Origin of the sequence: Faecalispora sporosphaeroides DSM 1294 (assembly GCA_000383295.1) — a bacterium.
GTDB lineage: Bacteria > Bacillota > Clostridia > Oscillospirales > Acutalibacteraceae > Faecalispora > Faecalispora sporosphaeroides.
This window is the reverse complement of record KB911078.1, coordinates 41,210-62,275: the sequence shown is the minus strand read 5'-3', so window position 1 is coordinate 62,275 and position 21,066 is coordinate 41,210. Positions and strand designations below refer to the sequence as shown.

Here is a 21,066-nt window from a genome sequence, read left to right as displayed (position 1 = left end):
AATGTGAATTTTTAGCCATGGTTATCTCCGTTTCTGTGCTGCCGCCATCGGAGAAGACGAAGGGGCTCCGCCCCTTAAACCCCGAGGTTTATCGCTTTTGTTTCCAGAAAGGCAGCAAAAAAGCAGCACCTGTTGAAGATGCTGCCTTCCCGCAAACCCTATGCGCCGCTCAGGTCGCTCCTCAGCGTTGCCCTATCCTGCGCATAGGTAAAGTATTATTATTGTAAGTTACCGTTGGGTGTGAGTCAAGAGCTGCTGCAATGTTTGTAAGAGTTACTTCCGGGTGCTTTTTTGCAAGAGTAACTTCAGCCCGACTGCCCATCCAACCGGAATTTAGTTTTTCTATTGAGGTCCATCAGGATTGAAGAAGAACTGCTGAACAAACTGCACGTTGTAGCAGATTATGAGGGACGTTCCGCGAACAGTCAGATTTTGATATTGATCCGAGACTGTGTAGAGCAATATGAGAAGCAACATGGGAAAATTGAGTAAAAGAAAGCCCCGCCCCTTTTGAAAAGGGCGGGGCTGCTTTTCGCTGTACCGGAATCTTAAGCCTTTTTATCCCGGGAAGAAGCTATTTGCGAAGATGCTCCCGATTTATCAGAGGAACCGGTTTTCTGAGAGGAATTACCGGACGCGGAAGAAGAATGGCTGGAAGACGGCTTTTCAGAAGAACTCGGCGCGTTGCTTTCCACTTTGGACGAAGAGGAACTGCTGCCAGAGGAAGCGGCCTGCGAACTCTCGTCGCCGGGGTTCTTGCTGGAAGAACTCTGGCTGCTGCTTTCTACGGCAGAAGAAACATCGTCAAACGGGTAAGACGGCACACCGTCGGGATCTTCCATGTCGTCGTCAATATCCGGCGGGGTGTAAATCGGATCATCGCTGGATACCGAGCTCTCTTCCTGTCCGCCGGAGGTTGCACCGTTTTCGGAAGAAGTGTGCGAGTGCGGCTTTGAAGACGAAGAATTCCTGGAGGTCGTTTCCGATCCAAAGGGATCTTCTTCTGCCTGTGAACCGCCCACGCTGCCTTCCGGTGCGGAGCTCTCCTTGCCGGAGGAAGAAGAGGAAGCGGGATCTTTGCCGGGTTGACCGGAGGAAACGGTAGGATTGCCTTCCTCGCCGATCACCAGGCCGCTGACTTCCAGTTTTTTGCTTTCCATCAGTTTGTTCAGATCCTTCAGCGACATTTTACAAAGCGCCGACGCGTCAAGAGAGGAATCCTGTTCCGTCAGCTTGCGGACCAGATCCGCCTTGCCAAGAGAAACCTGATTTTCGCTGGCGAACTTTTGAAGATCGTCTGACAAAGTATCCGTCTGGCGCAGCACCGTAGCGCTGGCGTTATTCTCTTTCAGGACGTTTTCAATACCGTCCGCCATTTTTTCCTGCAGCTGTGCTGGGTTTTCCCCATTCCGGCTGGCTACGGAGATCAGGATCGCGTTGTCCGTGCTGTTTTTGGCCAGGTAGCCGTGCTCCAGCAGGCGATTGACAATCGTGCCGGTGGCTTCGCTGAGATCCTTATCCCGCAGGTTCATATTCTTCAAAATTGCGGCCGCGTCATCGTTGGATGCCTTTGACTTGATGACTCGGTCATTCTGATCAATAGTTAGCTCTATGCTGGGATTCACGTCAATGCTGACGATGGAATCCACCTTCGGCTGTGCCAGGTAAAAGACGCTCAAGAACACAATGCAAACGGCTGCCATGACGCATGCAATCTGAAATCGGGGCCTTTTTCTTGGCACAACCACTTGGTTGATTCCGCAAAGGGCTTCCTCCGCCGCAGGACACGGCAAAGGGATCTCTTCTGCCGAATAACCCGGCAGAAGGGTGGGCAATAAGTCCGGTGTGGATTGCAGAACAGCGAATTTGAGCGATTGCTTCAGCTCAGATCGTTTCATTGAACTGCCCCCTCTCGGACGGATTTCTGGAGCTTGCGCATCGCACGGTGATAGGAGGATAATACCGTACCCAGCGGCGTTTCCGTCAGGGATGCGATCTCAACGAACTTCATCCCGGCGGCTACGTGCAGCAGCACAATTTTGCGTTCCCGCTCCTCCAAAATTGTCAGGGCGCTTCTTAAAACGATGTTGTCAATCGCCTGCGAAATGTTGTCTTCGCCGGAGGCATCCTCATGATCAGCGAAATTTTCGGCTCCCTGCTTACTCAAGCGGCGCAGCTCCTGATAGGCAAGGTTTTTGGCGATGGTAAAAATCCACGCCATCGGCTTGCCCTGAGGGATGTAAGTACCCACAGACTGTCGGATGCTCAGATAGGTATCCTGCATCAGGTCCTCTGCGGTTGCGGGATTTTTCACCAGAGAGAGCAGCAACGCGTAAACCGCATGCTGCGTACTCAGGTAGAGCTGGGCGAAGGCCCAGTCCTCTCCCGCGGCTACCTGCCGCATGAGTTGGTCCGTGGGGGCTTGATATGATTGATGGTTCCCGTTTCCGTTTCCAGTCACCATATTGAAACTCCCTCTGTAAGAATAATGAAATTCCGTGCCGTTTTATTGCACAGTTCAAAAAAAAACAGGAAAAAAATTTTTCATCCCGTAAAAAAGCGCCGCTCTGACACAGAACGGCGTTGAAAAGACTTTCTTTGCCGGCTGGTGAAAAGATGGAATCTGCCGCACCGGTTTGCACGCACAGAGCGGCCCGCCATACAAATGGCTCAAAGGAATGGAAGCCCGCCTGCATCGGGCGCGGAGATCGGTCAATTTACTCCGCCTGCGGAACGATCGAAAGGCCGAGCTCCGCCAGCTGCTTGGGGTCTACCACGTCCGGCGCGCTGCTCATCAGCTCGCTGGAGTTGGCCACCTTCGGGAACGCGATCACGTCGCGGATGCTGTCGCAGCCAAGCATCAGCATCACCAAACGGTCGAGCCCGAACGCCATGCCGCCGTGGGGCGGGGCGCCGTAGCGGAACGCGTCGATCAAAAAGCCGAAGCGCTGCTGGGCCTGCTCAGGCGTAAAGCCCAGCGCCTGAAACATCTGTCGCTGTACCTCGGGGGTGTTGATGCGGATGGAACCGCCGCCGATTTCGTTTCCGTTGAGCACCATGTCGTAGGCCTTGGCGCACACGCTGCCGGGGTCGGAGGTGAGCTTGTCAAGGTCCTGCTCGCGCGGCGCGGTGAAGGGGTGGTGCATCGCAACAAAGCGGTTCTCCTCCTCGTCGTACTCGAACAGCGGGAAGTCGGTAACCCACAGCAGGCACGGCTTGGAGTCGTCGATGAGGCCGAAGCGCTTTGCCAGCTCGCAGCGCAGCGCACCCAGCGAAGCGAATACCACGCTGTTTTTGGGGCTGGCCACCAGCAGAAGAACGTCGCCGGTCTCGGCGCCGAGCGCGGTTCTCACCGCCGCGGCCTCCTGCTCCGACAGAAACTTTTCATAGCTGGAGCTCTCGCCGTTCGAGGTCAGGCGCGTCCACGCCAGGCCCTGTGCGCCGTACGCCCTGAGGGTTTCGGTCAGCTTGTCGATTTCTTTGCGGCTGAGCTCGTCGGCCTTGCCCTTGAGGTTAATGCCGCGCACCGATCCGCCCGCCGACAAAGCGCCGGCGAACACGCGGAACCCGGTATCCTTCAGTGCATCGCTCAGGTTGACAAGCTCCAGGCCAAAGCGCAGATCGGGTTTGTCGGAACCAAAGCGCTCCATCGCCTCGTGCCACGTGATGCGGCGGAACGGGGTGGGGATGTCGATATTCTGCAAGCGCTTGTATACGTCGCGGATAAAGCCTTCGCCGATCGCCATCACGTCCTCCGGCTCAATAAAAGACATCTCGAGGTCGATCTGGGTGAATTCCGGCTGACGGTCCGCGCGCAGATCTTCGTCGCGAAAGCAGCGGGCAACCTGCATGTAGCGGTCGAAGCCCGAGAGCATCAACAGCTGCTTGTACTGCTGGGGCGACTGCGGCAGCGCGAAGAAATTCCCCGGGAACACGCGCGACGGCACAAGGTAATCGCGGGCGCCCTCGGGCGTGGATTTGATGAGGATCGGGGTCTCGATCTCCAGAAACCCGTTATCGTCAAAGTAATCGCGGGCAATTTTTACAATCTTGTGGCGCTGGATGATCTTGTCCTGCATGTCGGGGCGGCGAAGATCCAAGTAGCGGTATTTCAGCCGCAGCTCTTCCTTTACGTTGGAATGCTCCACAATTTCAAAGGGCGGGGTTTCGGCCTTTGCGAGAACCCTCAGCTCCTGAACCTCAATTTCCACGTCGCCGGTGGGCAGCTCAGGGTTTTTGGCGGAGCGCTCGCGCACTATACCGCGCACCGCGAGTACATATTCCGCGCGAACACCCGCGGCTTTTTCAAAAATCTGCCGGTCGGTCGCATTGTCAAATGCCAGCTGCAAAAGGCCGGTGCGGTCGCGCAGATCCACAAAGATCAGCTGCCCTAAATCGCGCTGACGCTGTACCCAGCCGCATACGACCACTTCCGCTCCAACGTGTTCCTGCCGCAGGGTGCCGCAGTAATGGGTTCTTTTTAGTCCGCTCATAAATTCTGCCATTGTATCGTTCCTCTATCCTCAGGCTGAGCCTGCCAGTTTCTTTTCCTGAAATTGCCGCAAAGGCGACAAGCATTGCCTTACTTCCCCACCTTTGGCGGGGAAGTAAGGCTTTGTTTTGTGCTTTGCTGTATTTATTATAGTAAAAAAGCGCGGCTGCGTCAAATGGAAGAGTCTGCACCGGCTGTGCCTGCCGTCACCGTCGCCGCCAGAAACTGTGACGCAAAGGTCTGCTCGTCCAGGGTGATTTCCGTCAGCTCGCCCGTTTCCATATTTTTCAGCTTGCCGCGCCCGCTCTGCAGCTCGTCGTCGCCCAGCACCAGCGTGTACTTCGCGCCGATCTTATCGGCATACTTCATCTGGGCCTTCAGGCTGCGCCCGCAGGAATCGAACTGCGCGAATACGGAGCATTCCCGCATGCGGCGGGTAAGGCCGAACGCCCGCTTCTGCGCGGCCTCGCCGATGGCTGCCACGAACAGCTCGCACTGAGACTGCACCGGCAGCTTTATTCCCTGCGCCTGCAGGATCATCAGAACGCGCTCGAGGCCGATTGCGTAGCCCAGCGCGGGCAAGGGCTTGCCGCCCATTTCGGCCACCAGACCGTCGTAGCGTCCCCCGCCGCAGAAGGTGCTCTGCGAGCCGAGGTCGTTCGACACAAATTCAAACACCGTGCGGGTGTAGTAATCCAGCCCGCGCACGATGGTGGGGTTGACCTCGTATTTCACGCCGGCGTCGTTCAGATAGCCCTTCACGCCCTCAAAGTGCTCGCGGCAGTCGTCGCACAGGTAGTCGAGCATGATGGGCGCACCCTTCGCCACCTCTGCGCAGGGCGGATTTTTGCAGTCCAGAATGCGCATGGGGTTTCGGTCAAGGCGGTCCTTGCAGGTGTCGCACAGCTGGTCGACGGACGCAGAGAAATATTCCTTGAGCGCCTGGTGGTACTTGGCGCGGCATTCGGGGCAGCCGATGGAGTTGATCTCGATGGAGTAGCCGCGCATGCCGAGGCGGTCGAAAATGGACTTGGCCAGCAGAATGGTTTCTGCGTCGGCGATCGGGTCGGCGGAGCCGAAGGCCTCCACGCCGAACTGGTGGAACTCGCGCAGGCGGCCGGCCTGCGGCTTCTCGTACCGGTAGCAGGAGGTGAAATAATACAGCTTTACCGGCAGCCCCTCGTTGTAAAGGGCGTGCTCCAGCAGGGCGCGAACCGCACCCGCGGTGCCCTCGGGGCGCAGGGTGATGGAGCGCCCGCCTTTATCGTTAAACGTGTACATCTCTTTTTGAACCACATCGGTGGTTTCGCCGACCGAACGCTGAAACAGTTCCGTATGCTCAAAAACAGGGGTGCGGATTTCGCCATAGCCATACAGTGACGCCTCTTCGCGCATCACCTGCTCCACCAGCTGCCAGCGCGCGGTTTGTTCGGGCAGAAGATCCTGTGTGCCCTTGGGGCCCTGAACCAATAATGCCATAAAAAACACTCCTTATTTTCTGTTCCCGCCTTTCGGCGGGCGAGTTAAAACAAAACCCCCCGCTCCGCTGAGAGCGAGGGATCCTACCTGAATAGAGATAAATCCCAAGATCAGTACTTCGGATTTAAGATGTTGCGCCAGTCCAGGTCACCGCGCTCCAGACCGTGGATGAGAACCTCCGCGGTGGCGATGTTGGTAGCCACAGGGATATTGTGCATATCGCACAGGCTCAGCAGATTCATATCGTTGGGCTCGTGCGGCTTCGGATTCAGGGGGTCGCGGAAAAACAGAAGAAGATCAACTTCATTATACGAAATCCGCGCCGCGATCTGCTGGTCGCCGCCCTGCGCTCCGCTTAAAAAGCGCTGAATACTCAGCCCCGTGGCCTCCGATACCAGCTTGCCGGTGGTGCCTGTCGCGCACAAGCTGTGTCGGCTCAGCACCCCGCAGTATGCGATGCAGAACTGAACCATCAGTTCCTTTTTGGCGTCGTGGGCAATCAATGCAATATTCAATGCTTAATCCTCCTTCATCTGAGATTGATTAGAATAGTTGCTGCGATGAATTTACAGCTTTTCCAGTCTCGCAAGGGGAACCGATTCCCCCTCCAGCCGGGCGGCCAGACGGTGAAACGCCTGCATCGCTGGAAAATATGGTGAAACTGGCTTGCCGCCGGTAAATGCGGCGGCGGTTTCCGGGTCCTCCGGTACAATTCCGATCAGCCGGATTCCCGCGGCGTCGATCACATTGTCCAGGTCGTGGAACAAGCCGGATTTGACAAAATTTTTGTAGTGGAACCGATTGACGACCAGCCTCTGCGACGAAATGCCGGCCTGTGTGAGCAAAAGCCGCACCTTGTCGCTGCCGCGCAGGCAGAGCGGGTCGGGCGTTGCTACCACAAGGGCTCTCTGCGCCGCGGCCGCGGCCGACTCAAAGCCCGCGCCAAGCCCGGCGGGGCAGTCGATCAGAACGTGGTCGTAGTAGCGCGAAAGAATCGGCACCAGCTGCCGCATCAAATGGGGCGAAACAACTTTTTCCTCACGGTACGGCGCGGGCATCAGGTACAGCCCCGGCACACCGCATTCATAAATGGCCCGAATCGGCTCGCAGGAGCCGGAGACCACGTCGGAAATGTCGAACATCACCTGGTCGTCCAAAGCGAGCATACGGTCCAGGCTGCGCAGCCCGGCGTCGCCGTCGATCAGCAGCACCCTGCGCCGGCGTTCTGCCAGAACTCGTCCCAATCCGGCACAGACGGTGGACTTCCCCACGCCCCCTTTGCCGGATGTAATGACTGTTACCGCTCCCATAAGTCACTTCCTCACTTCTCATACTAACACAATTGTGAATCTCCGTCAAAGATTTTTTTCAAAATTTGAACGGCAATAGTCACAATCCATAAATTAATCAAAAAAATAGAACACAATGTCAGCGCCATGGCAAACCGCTCAGCCCGCGGCGGAGGAAGCGCCGGAAGAGGTTCCCGTGCCGGGGGCGGCTGCGGAGGAGGTTCCGGAGGAAGCGGAATCCTCTTTGGCGGGGAATACCAGGTTGCCCGAAGCGTCCACGGTTTTGCCGAAGAAATACGCGTCGAACAGATCGCGCGCCACAGCAGTGGAGTATTTGCCGTAGGCGCCGTATTCCAGCACGACCGCCACGGCGATTTCGGGCTTGTCGTACGGGGCAAAGCCCACGAACACCACGTTGTCGGAATGCGGCGGCACCTGCGCGGTACCGGTTTTGCCGGCCACGGCAATGCCGTAGTTCGCGAACGAGGCGGCGGTGCCCCCAACGCTCGTAACGGCGCGCATGCCCCTTTTCACTGTTTCCAGATTTTCTTTGGAAACGCCCGTTTGGTCTACGACCGTGGGGGAATTCGGGTCGTTCTGCATTACGACCTTGTCGCGGTTGTAGTCGGTGATCTTACTGATGAGATGCGTTTTCAGCCGGGTGCCGTCGTTGACGAGCGTTGCGACATAGGTGGCCAGCTGCAGAGGCGTAAAGGAGTTGTCGGCCTGGCCGATCGAGGCCTGTACCACGTCGCCGCCGTTCCACACGCCGCCGGCCGCAACGCGCACCTGCGGGCTGGAGAGAACGCCCGCGCCCTCGTTGATCTCGATGCCGGTTTTCTGCCCCAGACCGAAGCGTTTGGCGTACAGGTCGAGCGTGTCTATGCCGAGGCGGCGGCCGGTGTCGTAAAAGAAGATGTTGCAGGATTTCTGCAGCGCGGTGACGACGTTGACGGTGCCGTGGTAGCCCATGCAGGTGGGCTGGTAGTCCTTCCAGAAGGTATACACGCGGTGGCAGGTGACGGTGGAGGAGGAATTGATGACTCCCTCCTGCAAAGCCGCCGAGGCGACCACCGGCTTAAACGACGAGCCGGGCATGAAGGAACCGACCAGCGCGCGGTCGTACATCGGCTTTGTCTTGTCCTGAAACAGGCTCGACACATACGAGGGATTGCTGTTGTACTGGTTTAAATCGTAGCTGGGGAACGTTGCCGCCGCCAGCACGGAGAAATCCTTGACGTTGAGCACCACGGCGCCGCCCGCGACGCAGTCCGCCCCGCCCTTGCTGCCGCCATTCTTCCCCTCGGTCTGGGCGTTCTTCACGTTGTTCGCAAGTGAAACCTGCGCCACCTTCTGAAGGTTTTTGTCGATGGTGAGGTAAATCGAGTCGCCCGCTACGGGCGCCTGCGTTACCGTGCTGGAGGCAACGGCTCCGGTGCGCGTGGTTTCGATCACCTTCAGGCCGTTGGTGCCGCGCAGGTATTTTTCAAAATACGATTCCACACCGCTTTTGCCGATGGAATCATTATAGGCATAGCCGCCCAGATTATCCAGGCTGTAGGTGTTTCCCTGCTTCTTTTCTTCGGCGTATTCCTCCTGGGAGATCGCGCCCAGCGTTCCCAGCACATGCGGGGCGACGCTGCCGTCGGGGTAATCGCGCACGGTGCTCACCTCAACGGTGGCGCCGGGAAGATTCTGCGCGTTTTCGCTGACGATCCCAACGGTGTCGGAGGAAATACCTGTCGCAAAGGTATACGGGGTGGAAACGGAGAAGCCAGAAATATCCATATTGTAGCGCACAGAGAGAATGGCGCGCGTCTGCTTCGGGGAGTAGCCGTCGCAATCGTAGTCCTTTTTCATCTGCAGTACGCACTGCTCGGCGGTGGCGTAAGTATTCAGGCGCAGATGCTTGATCAGCGCCGCCACGTCGGAATCGCGGCCGGGAATGAACTCATACGCCCCCGCGGCCGTTACCTGAATCGGCAGCTCGTCCACCCAGGTCTCGCCGCGTTTTTCGAGCAGCGAGGCGAGCTGAAGAATGGTTTTGTTCTGCGTGTCCTTTGTCATGGCAGACTTATCGAACACGATGGTGTATACGGTTTTGTTTACCGCCAGCGCGTTGCCGCTCCTGTCCAGAATTTCGCCGCGGGCAGCCGTCATTTTCACCGACGAGGTGTTGGTGCGGGTGGAAACGTTCAGCCAGTAAGCGCCGTTGATGATCTGCCAGTCGATCAGGCGGAGGCCGTACACGGCGAACGCCGCCATGATGACTACGATACAGAAAATATAACGGGACAAGCCCTTCATGCGATTCATGGAAAACCTCCTGTCAACCGGCGCTTTCCCGGATATTCAGTGCGAAAGCCCGGTTAAAGGCATAAATCAAAGGCACCGAAAGCAGCGTGTAAACAAAGCGTGGCAAAAAATGGCTGACCAGCGCGAAGCCGGGATATTCGTACCCTGAAAACACGTAGTAGAACAGCCACTGCAGCAGCAGAATCAGGGCCACCGCCACAGTGGAGAGCAGCAGTGCCGACAGCAGGCTGGCCCGCAGCAGGTGGATGGCCATCAGCGCGGCGCAATAGCACAGAATACAGAGCAGCAGTGTGTGGAATCCGATCGACGCGCCGCCGCTCATACCGAAATCGAGCAGAATGCCGCAGAAAAGACCAAAACCTATGGCTGCGGTTTCGCTCTCGAACACAGCGATGGAAACGGCCACAGGCAGCAGCAGAACGGGGCGCGCACCGAAAACCGGTGGAATCAGGCCCGGCGTTTCATTCAGCAGGTAGATCACAATGATTTCTATAGTATAGGCAAAGTAGCGCAGCAGCTTTTTCCTGTCCGTCATTTGGCAGCCTCCGAACCGGGTGTTGTTCCGCTGGAGGCGGTGCCGCCGCCCGAAGACGGTTTGCCGCCGGACGGAGTGCCCGAGGGCTCGGGCAGTGAGCTGAGCGCTTCCCCTTTGCCGAGGAAGCCGGTGATGATGAATACGTCGCGCACGGTTTTCGGGTCAACAAACGGTTTGATGACCGCCATGTAAGAAACGCTGTATTCCTCCGGCCCGACCGAAATCACCTTGCCCACCGGCAGATTTTTCGGGTAGATGCCGCCAAGGCCGCTGGTGACGATGATGTCGTCCTTCTGTACCTTGGTTTCGGAGGAAAGGTAGCCGAGCTTCGCGTAGCCCTGCTCGTACAGCTTAATGTTGCTGCTGACCACGCCGCTTTCGCGGTTCGCGCGGTCGAGCGCGGCCATGTTCGTATCTGGGGAGAAAAGAGTGGTCACCTGGCAGAACGTTGAGCTGACGCTGGACACCCAGCCAACCACGCCGCTTTCGGTAATTACCGGGCTGCCCGCGGTCACACCCGCCAAAGAGCCCTTATCCACGGTAAAGCTGCCGAACACGTCGTTCGGGTCGCGCCCCACCACAGAGCCGGAAACAAAGGTGAAATCCTTGTTTTCGTTTTTCAGCTCCAAAAAAGTGCGGTACTGCGCGTTCTCCTGCTTCACCTGGTAGTAGTCGATCAGCTTGGCGCGCAGGGCGTCCACTTCTTTTTTCAGCTCCCGGTTCTCACTTTCCAGGTCGGCGGCGGGGCGGCCCACGCTGGCCGCCGCATTGTTGGAAATAACGGTGGAAACCTTCTGCATGGGGGTGAATACGCGCCCCAGAAGAGAAGAAAACACAGAGCCGCCCTCGGCCCCGGCCGAATAGACCATAATGCCCAGAACAACAAATACAATGCCAAGCAGAGCCTTAAAGCCCCGGCTGTGAAAGACATCTCTCAAAACGTCACCTCCATCGGCAAGACGGCGGGGATGCCGCATGGCTCAATCCCCCGTTTTCAGCGGAAAAAAGCGGAGAGCCACCAATGAACCCTCCGCGAAAGTTATATTGCAGGCAAGGCTTATCTCTTCCGCGCCTTGTAGTATTCCGACGGCATGGCTACCTCCAGCCGCTTTCCGGTTCCGTCCACCACGCAGTCGAGTGGGCTGTCCGCCACATGTACCGGCATGTTCGTCTCCTGCGAGATCAGCATGTCCAGGCCGCGCAGCAGAGCGCCGCCGCCGGTGAGCATGATGCCGTGGTCAATGATGTCTGCGGAAAGCTCGGGCGGGGTTTTCTCCAACGTGCTCTTTACCGCGTCCACAATCAGCGCGAGCGGGTCGCTCAAGGCCTCGCGCACCTCGTCGGCATGAATTGTCACGTTCTTCGGCAGACCGTCGAGCAGGTTGCGGCCCTTGATGACGACGGAAGCATCCTTGGTTTCTTCGGTGGGGAACGCCGAGCCGATGGAAATCTTGATTTCCTCAGCGGTGCGCTCGCCGATGAGAAGATTGTATTTTTTCTTGACGTAGGAGATAATCGCCTCGTCGAATTTATCGCCCGCCACGCGCACGGAACAGGAGGTGACGATGTCGCCGAGCGAGATCACGGCTACCTCGGTCGTGCCGCCGCCCAGGTCAACCACCATGCTGCCGGTGGGCTCCGCCACGGGCAGGCCCGCGCCGATCGCCGCGGCCATGGGCTCTTCAATCAGCTCCACCTGGCTCGCGCCGGCCTGGCGCGCTGCGTCCTCCACGGCGCGGCGCTCCACCTCGGTAACACCGGAGGGGATGCACACCACAATGTGGGGCTTGCTGAACATGTTTGATTTGGTTGCCCTTTTGATAAAATGCTTGAGCATGGTCGCGGTGATGTCGAAGTCCGCAATCACACCGTCTTTCAGCGGACGAACCGCCACAATGGAACCCGGGGTGCGGCCAATCATTTCCTTGGCCTGCGTGCCTACCGCCAAAACCGTGTCGGAGCGGATGTCCACCGCCACGACCGACGGCTCGCGCATCACGATTCCCTTTCCTTTCATGAACACCAAAGTATTGGCTGTCCCTAAATCGATTCCAATATCCTTTGCAAACATGGATGTTCCCCTTTCATTCCCGCCCGTTTTATGTGAATCAAAAAATAGATTGATAGAGTTGCCCGGTCAATTACCGAAAAAGGGCGCAAAACCCCATTCGTCCGAATATCCCTATTATAACCGCTGAACCGTCATTTCTCAACAGGAATCCGAAATAATCACAAAAAATTCATTATTTTGAAAGAAATGATTTGCAGAAAAGTTTACGGCGTTTGCTTCTCCCGTTTGGGCGGGTGCACATGAGGCAGCATTTCTTTGCAGCACGCCCCGAATTTTTGAAATTTGGCGCGCTTCGTTCTGGGGGATCCCGTGGTTTGCGTTGCTCGCCTCGTCCGGGCCGCTCAAAAACACGTCGTCTTCCCAATGGCAGACGGATTTCCGCAGCCGCACGCCGGGAAACTGCCGGTCAGTGCAAATTCTGCCTGAGCCATGCGGAAAAGGCGGCGAGCTGCTCCGGCGTGTGGAAAAAGTGTTCTCCCCCGTTTACCACCTCCAGTTTGCAGGAAAAGCGCCGGGTGAAGGCGTCGATGGTGTCCCGCTCGCACAGGGTGTCGTTTTCGCCGTATAGGATTGCGGTTTCGCTGTCCCACCGCTCGATGGGGTGATCTTTGACATAGCAGTAGTAATCCCAGTACAAAGTCTGGCCGATCGGCGTCGGGATTTCGCCGAGCTCCCGCAGCCGTTCTTCGGTAACCTCAAACCAGGTCATCATGTTTTCAATGATGCGCCGCATATCCACCACGGGGGAAAGAAACAACGCCTGTTGGAGCGGTTCCTCCCGGTATTCGAGCAGGCTGAAATAGGCCCCCATACTGCAGGCGAACAGGCTGACCTGCTGCCAGCGGCTTTTTGCGTAATCCATCACCTTACGAAGATCGCGCACGCAAAACTGTACCTTGCAGGGCGGCTGTGTGCCGGCGCGTTCCCCGTGCTCCGGCAGGTCAAAGCTGATTACCTGCGTGCCGCGGAGTGCGGCCTCCTCGGCCAGCAGCCGGATAACGGTGTCCTCCTTGTTTGAGAGATTGCCGTGCACGGCAAGAAAAACCCGGTCGGAGGGTTCGCCCCAAACAACGGCGGGAATTTGGTCTATGAGAAGCTTTTGTGTTTTCATTTTATCGTCTCCTGAATCAGTCGGCCGTTCGGCAGGCGGTTGAAGCATGCTCAAACGGTTTGAATTTGAAATAAGCGATCTAGCTCGATTTTATGGCATTTCAATTTTTATATTCGATAATATCATCCACTTTGCATTCAAGTACAAAACAAATCCTGGCCAGGATATCCGTATCAATCTTTTCCACTTGATTCTTGTACCATTTATCCACCACTTCAAATCGGGAATCGATTTTACGGGCAAGATGATTTCTGGTCATCCCCCGAGAATCTAGCAACTCCTTTAACTTGAAGTTTATTTGTCCATAGTTCTTTCGCTGTAATACAGAATTTGTTTTGCTCATGTTAATATCACCTCTAATAGATACTACATGCAAAGTTACTTATTGACGAATCGCTTATTAATAGTTACTATATAAGAAGTAAAGTAATATAGGAGGGTTAAAATGGAGCAAAAAGGAATCGCAAGAAAACTGGATCAGCACGGTCGGATTGTAATACCGATTGAAGCAAGGCAGTTATTGGGCTGGACAGCGCACACGCCCATTGAAATCGGCCGGTTGGGACGCTATATTCTTCTGTATACACAGGGAGAAAGCGACGCAAAACCAATTCCGGTACGGGAAAATCCTGTTTTGAGGGAAACAGAAGAGATGCTGGGGAATTTGCCGGATCAGGATCTGCTGCTGGTGTGGGAAATTCTGCACCGCCTTACCAAACAGCAAAAGGGAGCGGAATAAAACAGCTTCGGCGTCTGACGGGGCCCCCTGAATAAGAGCAGGGCCGCCCGTCGCCCGCCAAAAATTGCGGGTACTGCGGCGGGCCTCGCTCGAAAAAAACACACAAAAACTGCGGCCAACCCATTCGGATTGGACTGCGGTTTTTGTGTGTCCTGCCCAATTTTGATGCGGCATTTTTCATACAGCAAAAGTCCCATTCGCGGGCTGTACGCCGGGGGATTCCCAGCCGGCAGTGCGTCAGTCACTCAATCGGGCAGCTTGCCTCCAGGCCCAGAAGGGCGCCGAATCTTTGACAAGCCGTGATAAAACAGATCAGCGCAAAAAGCTCCGCGATTTCCGCATCTGAAAATACCTCTTTCAGTGCGCTGATGTCATCGCCGCCGATATGCGTTTCGTTGCTGGACAAGTCTGCGGCGCGAACCGCCAATTGTACCCGCGGATCCGTTATGTTTTTGGAAGGGCTTCCCTTCGCCATGCAATATTCACAGCCGTTATGAAACGCCAGAGTGCGGCGAACCTGTTCTTTCAGCTCTGCGGAAAAGGTATCGCTGGAAAAAATGCAGTCCTCCAGAGAAACCCATTTCTCCAGTATTTCTTGATGATGCCCCAACAGCTGTTGAAAGGGGGTAAGCCCGTTCTGCGAGAAAGAGATGCCTGCCATGATGTTTCCTCCTTACATGATGTGTTCCGTTGACAAATCAATTATAGCAGGAGTATATTTAGAATCGTATTCCGTATGATAGAATATTGTTGTGTTTATATTGCTGTTGGAACTTATATTTTGAAAGGGCATTTCAAATGAAAACAGACGAAACAGATGTGCGGATTTTGCGGGAGCTGCAAGCGGACAGCCGGATTTCCATAAGAGAGTTATCGAAGCGGGTGAATCTTTCCCCTCCCTCTGTGACCGAAAGGGTACGGAGACTGGAGGATCATCACATCATCGAGGGGTATACAATCCGTTTGAACAAAAAGGCGCTTGGCCTCGGCATCGACTGTATCGTTCAGGTTACCATGAAGGATGGGCAGTACGAAAAATTCAAACAGTTCATTCAGGAGGATAAACACACCGAGTGGTGTTACCGGATTGCGGGCGCAGCGTGCTTTATCGTCAAATTGTCGGTTCCCTCTTTAGAGGAGATCGAACAGTTCATCAATGCCGTATCCTCCTATGCACTGACGAACACGTCCATCGTTTTCTCCAAAGTGGAAGTGAACGACCGCATCGATAAATTTTTATGAATCCCGCCGCGGGAGAAAACCGACCGGCGGCTCCCCCGGGCCGCCCACAGGACTTTGTGCCGCTGCAAAAAAAAGAGAAGAGGACGAATGGCAAGCGCCCAATCATGCGGAGAACAGGAGGAAAGAAGAATGACTTTGCTATCCAGAGCAGAGATTATTTATTTAGTAAGAGAGATAACGGATTGTTCGGACAAATCCGAAGCGGAGATCGACAGATTGATTGATCGCCTGGAAAAAGGAGTGCTTGACCCTCAAATTACAGACTATTTGTTTTGGAATGAAATGACGCCGGAAGAAATCGCGGATACAGCGTTGGCTTATACTCCGATGTGTCTATAATTTTCATATGAGCTATAGAATAGAGAGTGCTTGAAGTCATGCCGGAAAAAGATCTTCACATTCAGGCGATATGCGGGCGACCGAAAAAAAGCAGGTAAATCGAAAAGACGGACGATTCGCGGGGAGCGGATCGTCCGTCTTTTGCTGTTTTTCTGCCGACCGGAATGCTTTTGCCCACCGCTTCTTCGGAGCCGGTTCCTTTTGCTTCCCAAAAAGAAAAGTGACAGGGGCTATTCCGGGGGAATCCGACGCCTTAATCCTGTTCTGAATCCGGGGAATACACCTCACCATTCTCCCAGCTTTTGGTCAGCTTGGCAACCACCCCTCCAAGAAGAATCAGGGCCAGAATATTCGGGATGACCATCAATCCGTTAAACAAATCCGCAAGGCTCCATACCAGATCAACCTTCAGCGCACAGCCGATGCCCACAAAGACGGAGACCAGAACGGCATAGAGCGGTACCGCTTTTTTCCCGAAAAGATATTTTACGTTGGCAAGGCCGAAAAAGTACCAGCCCATAATGGTTGCAAAAGCGAAGAAAAAGACGCAGACCGCAATGATCACATATCCGAAATGGCCGAATACCTGAGAATAGGCCGCCTGCGTCAGCTCAATGCCGGTGACGAATTCCCCTTTTGCGTTGGTAGAGCCCAACACCCCCGAAGTTAAAATGGCCAGAACGGTCAGCGGGAGCAGAACGATGGTATCAATGAATACGCCCATCATGGCCACAAGGCCCTGCTCGCAGGGATTCTTAACGCGGGCCAGAGCATGCGCGTGGGGGGTCGAGCCCATGCCGGCCTCATGCGTGAACAGGCCGCGCGCGATGCCGAACCGAACGGCCTGCTGCACGCTGACGCCCAAAACGCCGCCCAAAACCGCCTGGGGATAGAACGCGCCGACAAAAATATCGTAAAACGCGGGGAGGATGTTGCGGAAGTTGATAAAGATCACGACCAGCGAGGCCGCGGTGAAGAAAACCGCCATAAAGGGAACCACCTTTTCCGCAACGGCCACAATACGCTTGACGCCGCCCAGAAAGACCAGCAGAGAGATCAGCGCGAGCCCGCCGCCCACAAATTCGGAAGGGACGCCGAAGGCCGCCTCCATGGCCCCGCCAACGGAGTTGGCCTGCACCATATTGCCCATAAAGCCGAGCGCGAAGATGATCAAAACGGCAAACACGGCGGCAACCGCCCGGCCCGCCGGCCCTTTAATGGCCGCACGGATGTAGTAGGCCGGCCCGCCGACCAGCGTGCCGTTTACATTGGTTTTGTAGCGCTGGGCAAGAGTGGCCTCCGCATAAATGGTGGCCATGCCCAGAATGGCGCTTACCCACATCCAGAACACCGCGCCGGGGCCGCCGGAGACCATGGCGGTAGCCACACCCGCCAGATTTCCCGTGCCGATCTGTGCCGATACCGAGGTGATCAAAGACTGAAAGGAGGTCATGCCCTCCTTTTCACTCGCTTTCTTTCCGCTGAACGTGATCGAGCCAAAGGTAGAGCGAAAGCTCTGCTTGAATTTTCGGAATTGAACGCCTCTGGTCAGAATTGTAAAATAGATGCCGGCGCCGCAGAGCAGAAGAATTAAAAATACATTCCACAATACCCCGTTAATACTGTTGACCAAATGAGAAAACCACTCCACAATAACACTCCTCCATAAGTTGAAACAAAAGCCGTCGGAAGAAGCGCGGCGCCTGCCGCAGTGTGCTTTGCGAATAAACAAAAGAGTCAAACCATGCAGCGATGGTTTGACTCTGGATATGCAGCACAAAAAAGGCCCAATTGTTGTGGGCACAGAGCTCTGTCCTTTTGCCTGAGAGATTAGCACGAGCGAATCGAGCCTTACACCTTCGGCACCCAAAAAGGGATTCTCCAGAGTTACATCCATTCATAGTCCTCACCTGAATAACTCAGGCGCCTGAGAGTGTTACTCCTTCGGCAGGCCGCAGCCGTTTTCCTACGAACTTCTCTTGTTTCGGTAATAATATTCATTTTACTTTATCGTATCATATGGATTCCGTTAAGTCAAATAAAGCTTTCGACTGGTCGCACGCGTTTTTTTGTGTGCTTTGCCGCGGGAATGGCCCTGATTGCGACGGATGTTCTGCAAAGAAAGTGTGGCGGCTTTCCCTCGCCTGTGTCCGGGCCTGTCTGCCGTTATTTGTCAGCCGCGCCGCAGAGAGACCGCCCGGTGCTCCAAAGGGCCTTTGAACTCTCCTGTTGTTTTCCTCAGGGGCGAAGGCTCGCCTTACGTTCGGTCGCCCCACCGCGTGGAAAGCCCAAAGTAAGCAAAGCGATTTCTGGTTTCGTATTGGGTCGGAGAAACGGTATCGTACAAAGTTCGCGATCGGGGTGAACGGCAGAGAAACGCAGGGAGAGCAAAGGGGCGGTCGGCGGGGTTCACATCAGGCGTTTTTCCCCATCCAGGTACGGAAGGCAGGGATCTTTTGCAGCACCGGGAACAGCACCAACGCGATCAGAACGCCGGATGCGCCCTGCACCACATTGAACGGTACCCCGGCCGTCGCTGCGATTGCCGACGCCGCCCAATTGCTGCCGGAAGCCATTCCCAGGCCGATTTCATAAAGATAATAGCCGCCGACCATGAGCGCTTCCCCCACCAGACCGCAGATCGCAATGCGCGCGCGGCTTTTCCCGGGCAGCACGCGGTATAAGACGCCCGCCGCCACTGCCGACGCGGCCTTAATCACCAGCGTGCCCGCCGCATAGGACGCGTAGCCGGAAAAAACATCCGCAAGCATCGAGCCGATTCCGGCGGCCAGCCCGCCGATTTGGGGGCCGAGCAATATGCCGCACAGCAGCACCATGCCGTCTCCGGGGTGAATGTACCCGTTTGTCGGGGTCGGAATTTTGATCGCCATGGTCGTAACGCAGGTCAGAGCGGCAAACAGGGCCGCGATGACAAGGCTTTTTGTGTTTTTCATTGGGCATCCCTCCTAGAATAGTTACCAGTATACCCCTGGTTTGACTATATGGAAATACCCAGTTTCGAGTTTTTTTATGGTATCAGATTCGTCGGCGCATGAGCTCCTCAATTTCGTGCAGGGTCGTCTGTTTCTTTATCTTCCAGTGCACGATGCGGTTTTATAAAGGGGTTCTCCCCCCAACGGGCGGCGCGGATTTATGCAATAATAAAAAAACAGAGCAAACGCAATGTCTGCTCTGTTTGGCGCGCCCGAAGGGATTCGTGCATTCATGCCGTTTCGCGCCTACGGCGGCAAGCCCTTTGAGCAGGAAAGAAAATAAAATCCGGTTGCCCCTCATTGGGGTGACGAGGGGTTCTCCCCCCAACGGGCGGCGCGGATTTATGCAAAATAAAAAACAGAGCAAACGCAATGTCTGCTCTGTTTGGCGCGCCCGAAGGGATTCGAACCCCTGACCTTCTGATTCGTAGTCAGACACTCTATCCAGCTGAGCTACGAGCGCAAATCGCTGATGCATGTCCTAAGACCGAACAGCTTTATTATTATATGCAAAGCAGGCTGAAAAGTCAAGTGGTTCTGTAAAATAATTTTCCGCAGAAAAGGAACGGCCTGCTGCCGGTCACAGCAGCAGGGCCGAAAATCCGATGGGCGGAAGCGTTAGAATACTGCCGGATAGCGGCTCCCCAAGTAGGCAATTCGCTTTCTCCCAGCCTATGGGCAGGGCGATCTGCTCGGCGGCGCTGCCGGAATTGAGCGCGATCAGCAGGCGCTGCCTTTTTCCTTCACGGATGTAACACAGACATCGGCGGAATGCGGCCACCGGCACCAGCGGCGAATCCTCCAGCGCGGCGCGGGCGGTCTGCCGCAGCCTTGCCAGCGAGCGGTACCATTCCGTGAGAGCGGCGTCTTCCTTCCCCCACGGGAAGCACCTGCGGTTGAAGGGGTCGCGGTAGCCCTCCATTCCAGCTTCATCGCCATAATAAATGCACGGGACGCCCGGCAGGGTATACTGCATCAAAGAAGCGCCGCGCAGCCGCCGCAGGGCAATTCCACGCTGCGTGGGGCTCAGGCGCTGGCGGCTCTGCCACTCACGGTCTCTCCCGTTCAGGGCTTCGCCGCCCAGAACGGTGAGCGCGCGCTCGGTGTCGTGCGTGCCGAGGTGATTCATCAGGCAGCGCAGTACCTGCGGCGGGTAGTTTTCCTGCACGGTGAGCAGAATTTCCATCGCGTCCTTGGCGCGCATTCCGGTGAAGAAGCCCAGCACCGCGCTGCGGAACGGGTAATTCATCACGCTGTGGAGCTGCCGGCCCTGAAAATATCGGCGGCGCTGCCCGTAGGCGATTTTGTTCGAGGCGTCTTCCCACACCTCGCCCAGAATCAAAGCGTCGGATTTTTCCTCTTTGGCCGCCTCGGCAATCCGCTCGAGCAGCGGATCGGTAAGCTCATCCGCCACATCCAGCCGCCAGCCGGCCGCACCCAGGCGCAGCCACTTGCGCACAATGCCGTTCTTGCCGCACAGGTACTGCTGGTAGCTTTCGGAGCACTCGTTGATGCACGGCAGGGTGAGAAAGCCCCACCAGCAGTCGTATTTTTCGGGCCACGGCGAAAAGCTGTACCAGTCGTAATACGGTGACTCCTTCGACTGATATGCGCCGGGGCCGGGGTAGCGCCCCTCGCGGTTGAAATAGACGCTGTCGCTGCCGGTGTGATTGAACACTCCGTCCAGAAGAATGCGGATGCCGAAGCGTTCTGCCTCCCGGCACAGATGTGCAAAATCCCGCTCTGTGCCGAGCAGAGGGTCGATCCGGCTGTAATCCGCCGTGTCGTACCGGTGGTTGGAATGAGACTCAAAAATCGGATTCAGATACAGGCATGTGACCCCCAGCGATTGCAGGTACGGCAGCTTTTGCACAATGCCCTGCAAATCGCCGCCGAAAAAATCGCGGTTTGTGATTTCGCCGGTTTCGTCAGGCTGCCACTGCGGCTCCTCTCCCCACTCGTCGTGCATTTTCCTCCCGTAAGGGATCTCTTTCTTTGCCTGACCGGAGCGGTAAAAGCGATCGGGAAAAACCTGGTACAGAATCCCGCCCGGGAGCCAGCGGGGCGTTTCAAACCCCGGCTCATATACGGTGAGCTGCCATTTGTCCCCGCCGGAAAGCTCCCCCCGGCCGCCGAACGCGCGGCTCAGGCCGAGCATGCCCCGGTTCGTCTGCAAGGAAAAAGAGTAAAAATACAATCCGCTGCGCGGCGGAGTAAAATCGCATTCCCACCACTCCCGGTCGTTCCCGTTCATCCCGCACCAGAACATTCCCCAGTGGAACTGCTCTCCGCCGTCCTCCTGCAGATTCAGCGTGGCGGCGGTGCAGCCAAGGCCGCGGGGAAGTGTGATCTTAAAATGGATATTCTGCCCGGCGGGAGTGGCCCCCACCGGATTTTTATACACAGGATTCCTGGAATCAAACATATTGGAAGAAGCTCCTTTTTGCCGTTTTTCGGCGG

21 protein-coding genes, 1 tRNA gene and 1 riboswitch are annotated in these 21,066 nt (G+C 56.0%); of the genes, 5 read left to right on the top strand and 17 right to left on the bottom strand.

Annotated elements, in window-relative coordinates; genetic code table 11:
• Both G340_RS18305 and G340_RS18125 read left to right on the top strand, forming a co-directional pair.
• Positions 1-227: hypothetical protein (locus G340_RS18305; protein ID WP_033402231.1), on the top strand; the 227-nt coding region annotated here is incomplete at its 5' end.
• Between the two features lie 118 nt (positions 228-345).
• Positions 346-492, top strand: a complete 147-nt coding sequence (locus G340_RS18125) for an Arc family DNA-binding protein (RefSeq protein ID WP_020074560.1) — start codon at positions 346-348, stop codon at positions 490-492.
• Between the two features lie 56 nt (positions 493-548).
• Here the strand turns inward: G340_RS18125 and G340_RS0115520 are convergent, their stop codons facing one another.
• From G340_RS0115520 to G340_RS0115455, 12 genes are all read right to left on the bottom strand, one after another.
• Positions 549-1,898 (bottom strand): anti-sigma-I factor RsgI family protein, encoded by a 1,350-nt coding sequence (locus G340_RS0115520; RefSeq protein WP_020074559.1) that lies wholly within the window; start codon positions 1,896-1,898, stop codon positions 549-551.
• Complete coding sequence (locus G340_RS0115515) at positions 1,895-2,464, bottom strand: RNA polymerase sigma factor (protein ID WP_020074558.1); 570 nt, start codon at positions 2,462-2,464, stop codon at positions 1,895-1,897. Before G340_RS0115515 ends, G340_RS0115520 begins: the two co-directional genes overlap by 4 nt.
• Positions 2,465-2,717: 253 nt before the next feature.
• Positions 2,718-4,505, bottom strand: coding sequence for an aspartate--tRNA ligase (gene aspS / locus G340_RS0115505; RefSeq protein ID WP_020074556.1), 1,788 nt, complete (start codon positions 4,503-4,505; stop codon positions 2,718-2,720).
• A gap of 158 nt (positions 4,506-4,663) precedes the next feature.
• Entirely contained in the window at positions 4,664-5,971 is a 1,308-nt protein-coding gene (gene hisS / locus G340_RS0115500; RefSeq protein WP_020074555.1) for a histidine--tRNA ligase, read from the bottom strand.
• A gap of 110 nt (positions 5,972-6,081) precedes the next feature.
• Positions 6,082-6,486 carry a methylglyoxal synthase gene (mgsA, locus tag G340_RS0115495; protein ID WP_020074554.1) on the bottom strand — a complete coding sequence of 135 codons (405 nt, stop codon included), beginning with the start codon at positions 6,484-6,486 and terminating at the stop codon, positions 6,082-6,084.
• A gap of 51 nt (positions 6,487-6,537) precedes the next feature.
• Positions 6,538-7,281, bottom strand: coding sequence for a nucleotide-binding protein (locus G340_RS0115490; protein ID WP_020074553.1), 744 nt, complete (start codon positions 7,279-7,281; stop codon positions 6,538-6,540).
• Between the two features lie 138 nt (positions 7,282-7,419).
• The gene (locus G340_RS0115485) at positions 7,420-9,576 is read right to left on the bottom strand and encodes a peptidoglycan D,D-transpeptidase FtsI family protein (RefSeq protein WP_020074552.1); all 2,157 of its coding nucleotides are present in this window, start codon (positions 9,574-9,576) and stop codon (positions 7,420-7,422) included.
• A 13-nt stretch (positions 9,577-9,589) separates the two neighbouring features.
• Positions 9,590-10,111, bottom strand: a complete 522-nt coding sequence (gene mreD, locus G340_RS0115480; RefSeq protein ID WP_020074551.1) for a rod shape-determining protein MreD — start codon at positions 10,109-10,111, stop codon at positions 9,590-9,592.
• Positions 10,108-11,049 (bottom strand): rod shape-determining protein MreC, encoded by a 942-nt coding sequence (gene mreC, locus G340_RS0115475; RefSeq protein ID WP_020074550.1) that lies wholly within the window; start codon positions 11,047-11,049, stop codon positions 10,108-10,110. The genes mreD and mreC overlap by 4 nt, the downstream gene beginning before the upstream one ends.
• 119 nt (positions 11,050-11,168) lie before the next feature.
• Positions 11,169-12,182, bottom strand: coding sequence for a rod shape-determining protein (locus G340_RS0115470; protein ID WP_020074549.1), 1,014 nt, complete (start codon positions 12,180-12,182; stop codon positions 11,169-11,171).
• Positions 12,183-12,588: 406 nt separating this feature from the next.
• Positions 12,589-13,293 (bottom strand): alpha/beta hydrolase, encoded by a 705-nt coding sequence (locus G340_RS0115460; protein WP_020074547.1) that lies wholly within the window; start codon positions 13,291-13,293, stop codon positions 12,589-12,591.
• A 100-nt stretch (positions 13,294-13,393) separates the two neighbouring features.
• Positions 13,394-13,636: a helix-turn-helix domain-containing protein gene (locus G340_RS0115455; RefSeq protein ID WP_081626966.1), complete on the bottom strand. Its 243-nt coding sequence runs from the start codon at positions 13,634-13,636 to the stop codon at positions 13,394-13,396.
• A gap of 102 nt (positions 13,637-13,738) precedes the next feature.
• On the opposite strand from G340_RS0115455, the gene G340_RS0115450 reads away from it, so the two are divergent.
• On the top strand, positions 13,739-14,032 hold the full coding sequence (locus tag G340_RS0115450) for an AbrB/MazE/SpoVT family DNA-binding domain-containing protein (RefSeq protein WP_020074545.1): 294 nt from the start codon (positions 13,739-13,741) through the stop codon (positions 14,030-14,032).
• A 241-nt stretch (positions 14,033-14,273) separates the two neighbouring features.
• On the opposite strand, the gene G340_RS0115445 is transcribed toward G340_RS0115450, so the two are convergent.
• Complete coding sequence (locus tag G340_RS0115445; protein ID WP_020074544.1) at positions 14,274-14,693, bottom strand: carboxymuconolactone decarboxylase family protein; 420 nt, start codon at positions 14,691-14,693, stop codon at positions 14,274-14,276.
• Positions 14,694-14,830: 137 nt separating this feature from the next.
• Between G340_RS0115445 and G340_RS0115440 the strand changes: the two genes are divergently transcribed.
• Together G340_RS0115440 and G340_RS0115435 are read left to right on the top strand one after the other, a co-directional pair.
• A complete protein-coding gene (locus G340_RS0115440) occupies positions 14,831-15,274 on the top strand; it encodes an Lrp/AsnC family transcriptional regulator (RefSeq protein WP_020074543.1) in 444 nt (147 codons plus the stop codon).
• Between the two features lie 129 nt (positions 15,275-15,403).
• A complete protein-coding gene (locus tag G340_RS0115435) occupies positions 15,404-15,613 on the top strand; it encodes a hypothetical protein (protein WP_020074542.1) in 210 nt (69 codons plus the stop codon).
• A 253-nt stretch (positions 15,614-15,866) separates the two neighbouring features.
• Here G340_RS0115435 and G340_RS17005 read toward each other — a convergent pair whose 3' ends face one another.
• The 4 genes from G340_RS17005 to G340_RS0115405 form a co-directional block, all read right to left on the bottom strand.
• Positions 15,867-17,264, bottom strand: coding sequence for an alanine/glycine:cation symporter family protein (locus G340_RS17005; protein WP_020074540.1), 1,398 nt, complete (start codon positions 17,262-17,264; stop codon positions 15,867-15,869).
• Between the two features lie 149 nt (positions 17,265-17,413).
• Positions 17,414-17,508: riboswitch (glycine riboswitch) on the bottom strand.
• A gap of 519 nt (positions 17,509-18,027) precedes the next feature.
• Positions 18,028-18,567, bottom strand: a complete 540-nt coding sequence (locus tag G340_RS0115420; RefSeq protein WP_020074539.1) for an ECF transporter S component — start codon at positions 18,565-18,567, stop codon at positions 18,028-18,030.
• A 425-nt stretch (positions 18,568-18,992) separates the two neighbouring features.
• Positions 18,993-19,069: transfer RNA gene (locus G340_RS0115410), tRNA-Arg, on the bottom strand.
• A gap of 117 nt (positions 19,070-19,186) precedes the next feature.
• Positions 19,187-21,031: a glycoside hydrolase family 13 protein gene (locus G340_RS0115405; protein ID WP_020074537.1), complete on the bottom strand. Its 1,845-nt coding sequence runs from the start codon at positions 21,029-21,031 to the stop codon at positions 19,187-19,189.
• Between the last annotated feature and the right edge of the window lie 35 nt (positions 21,032-21,066).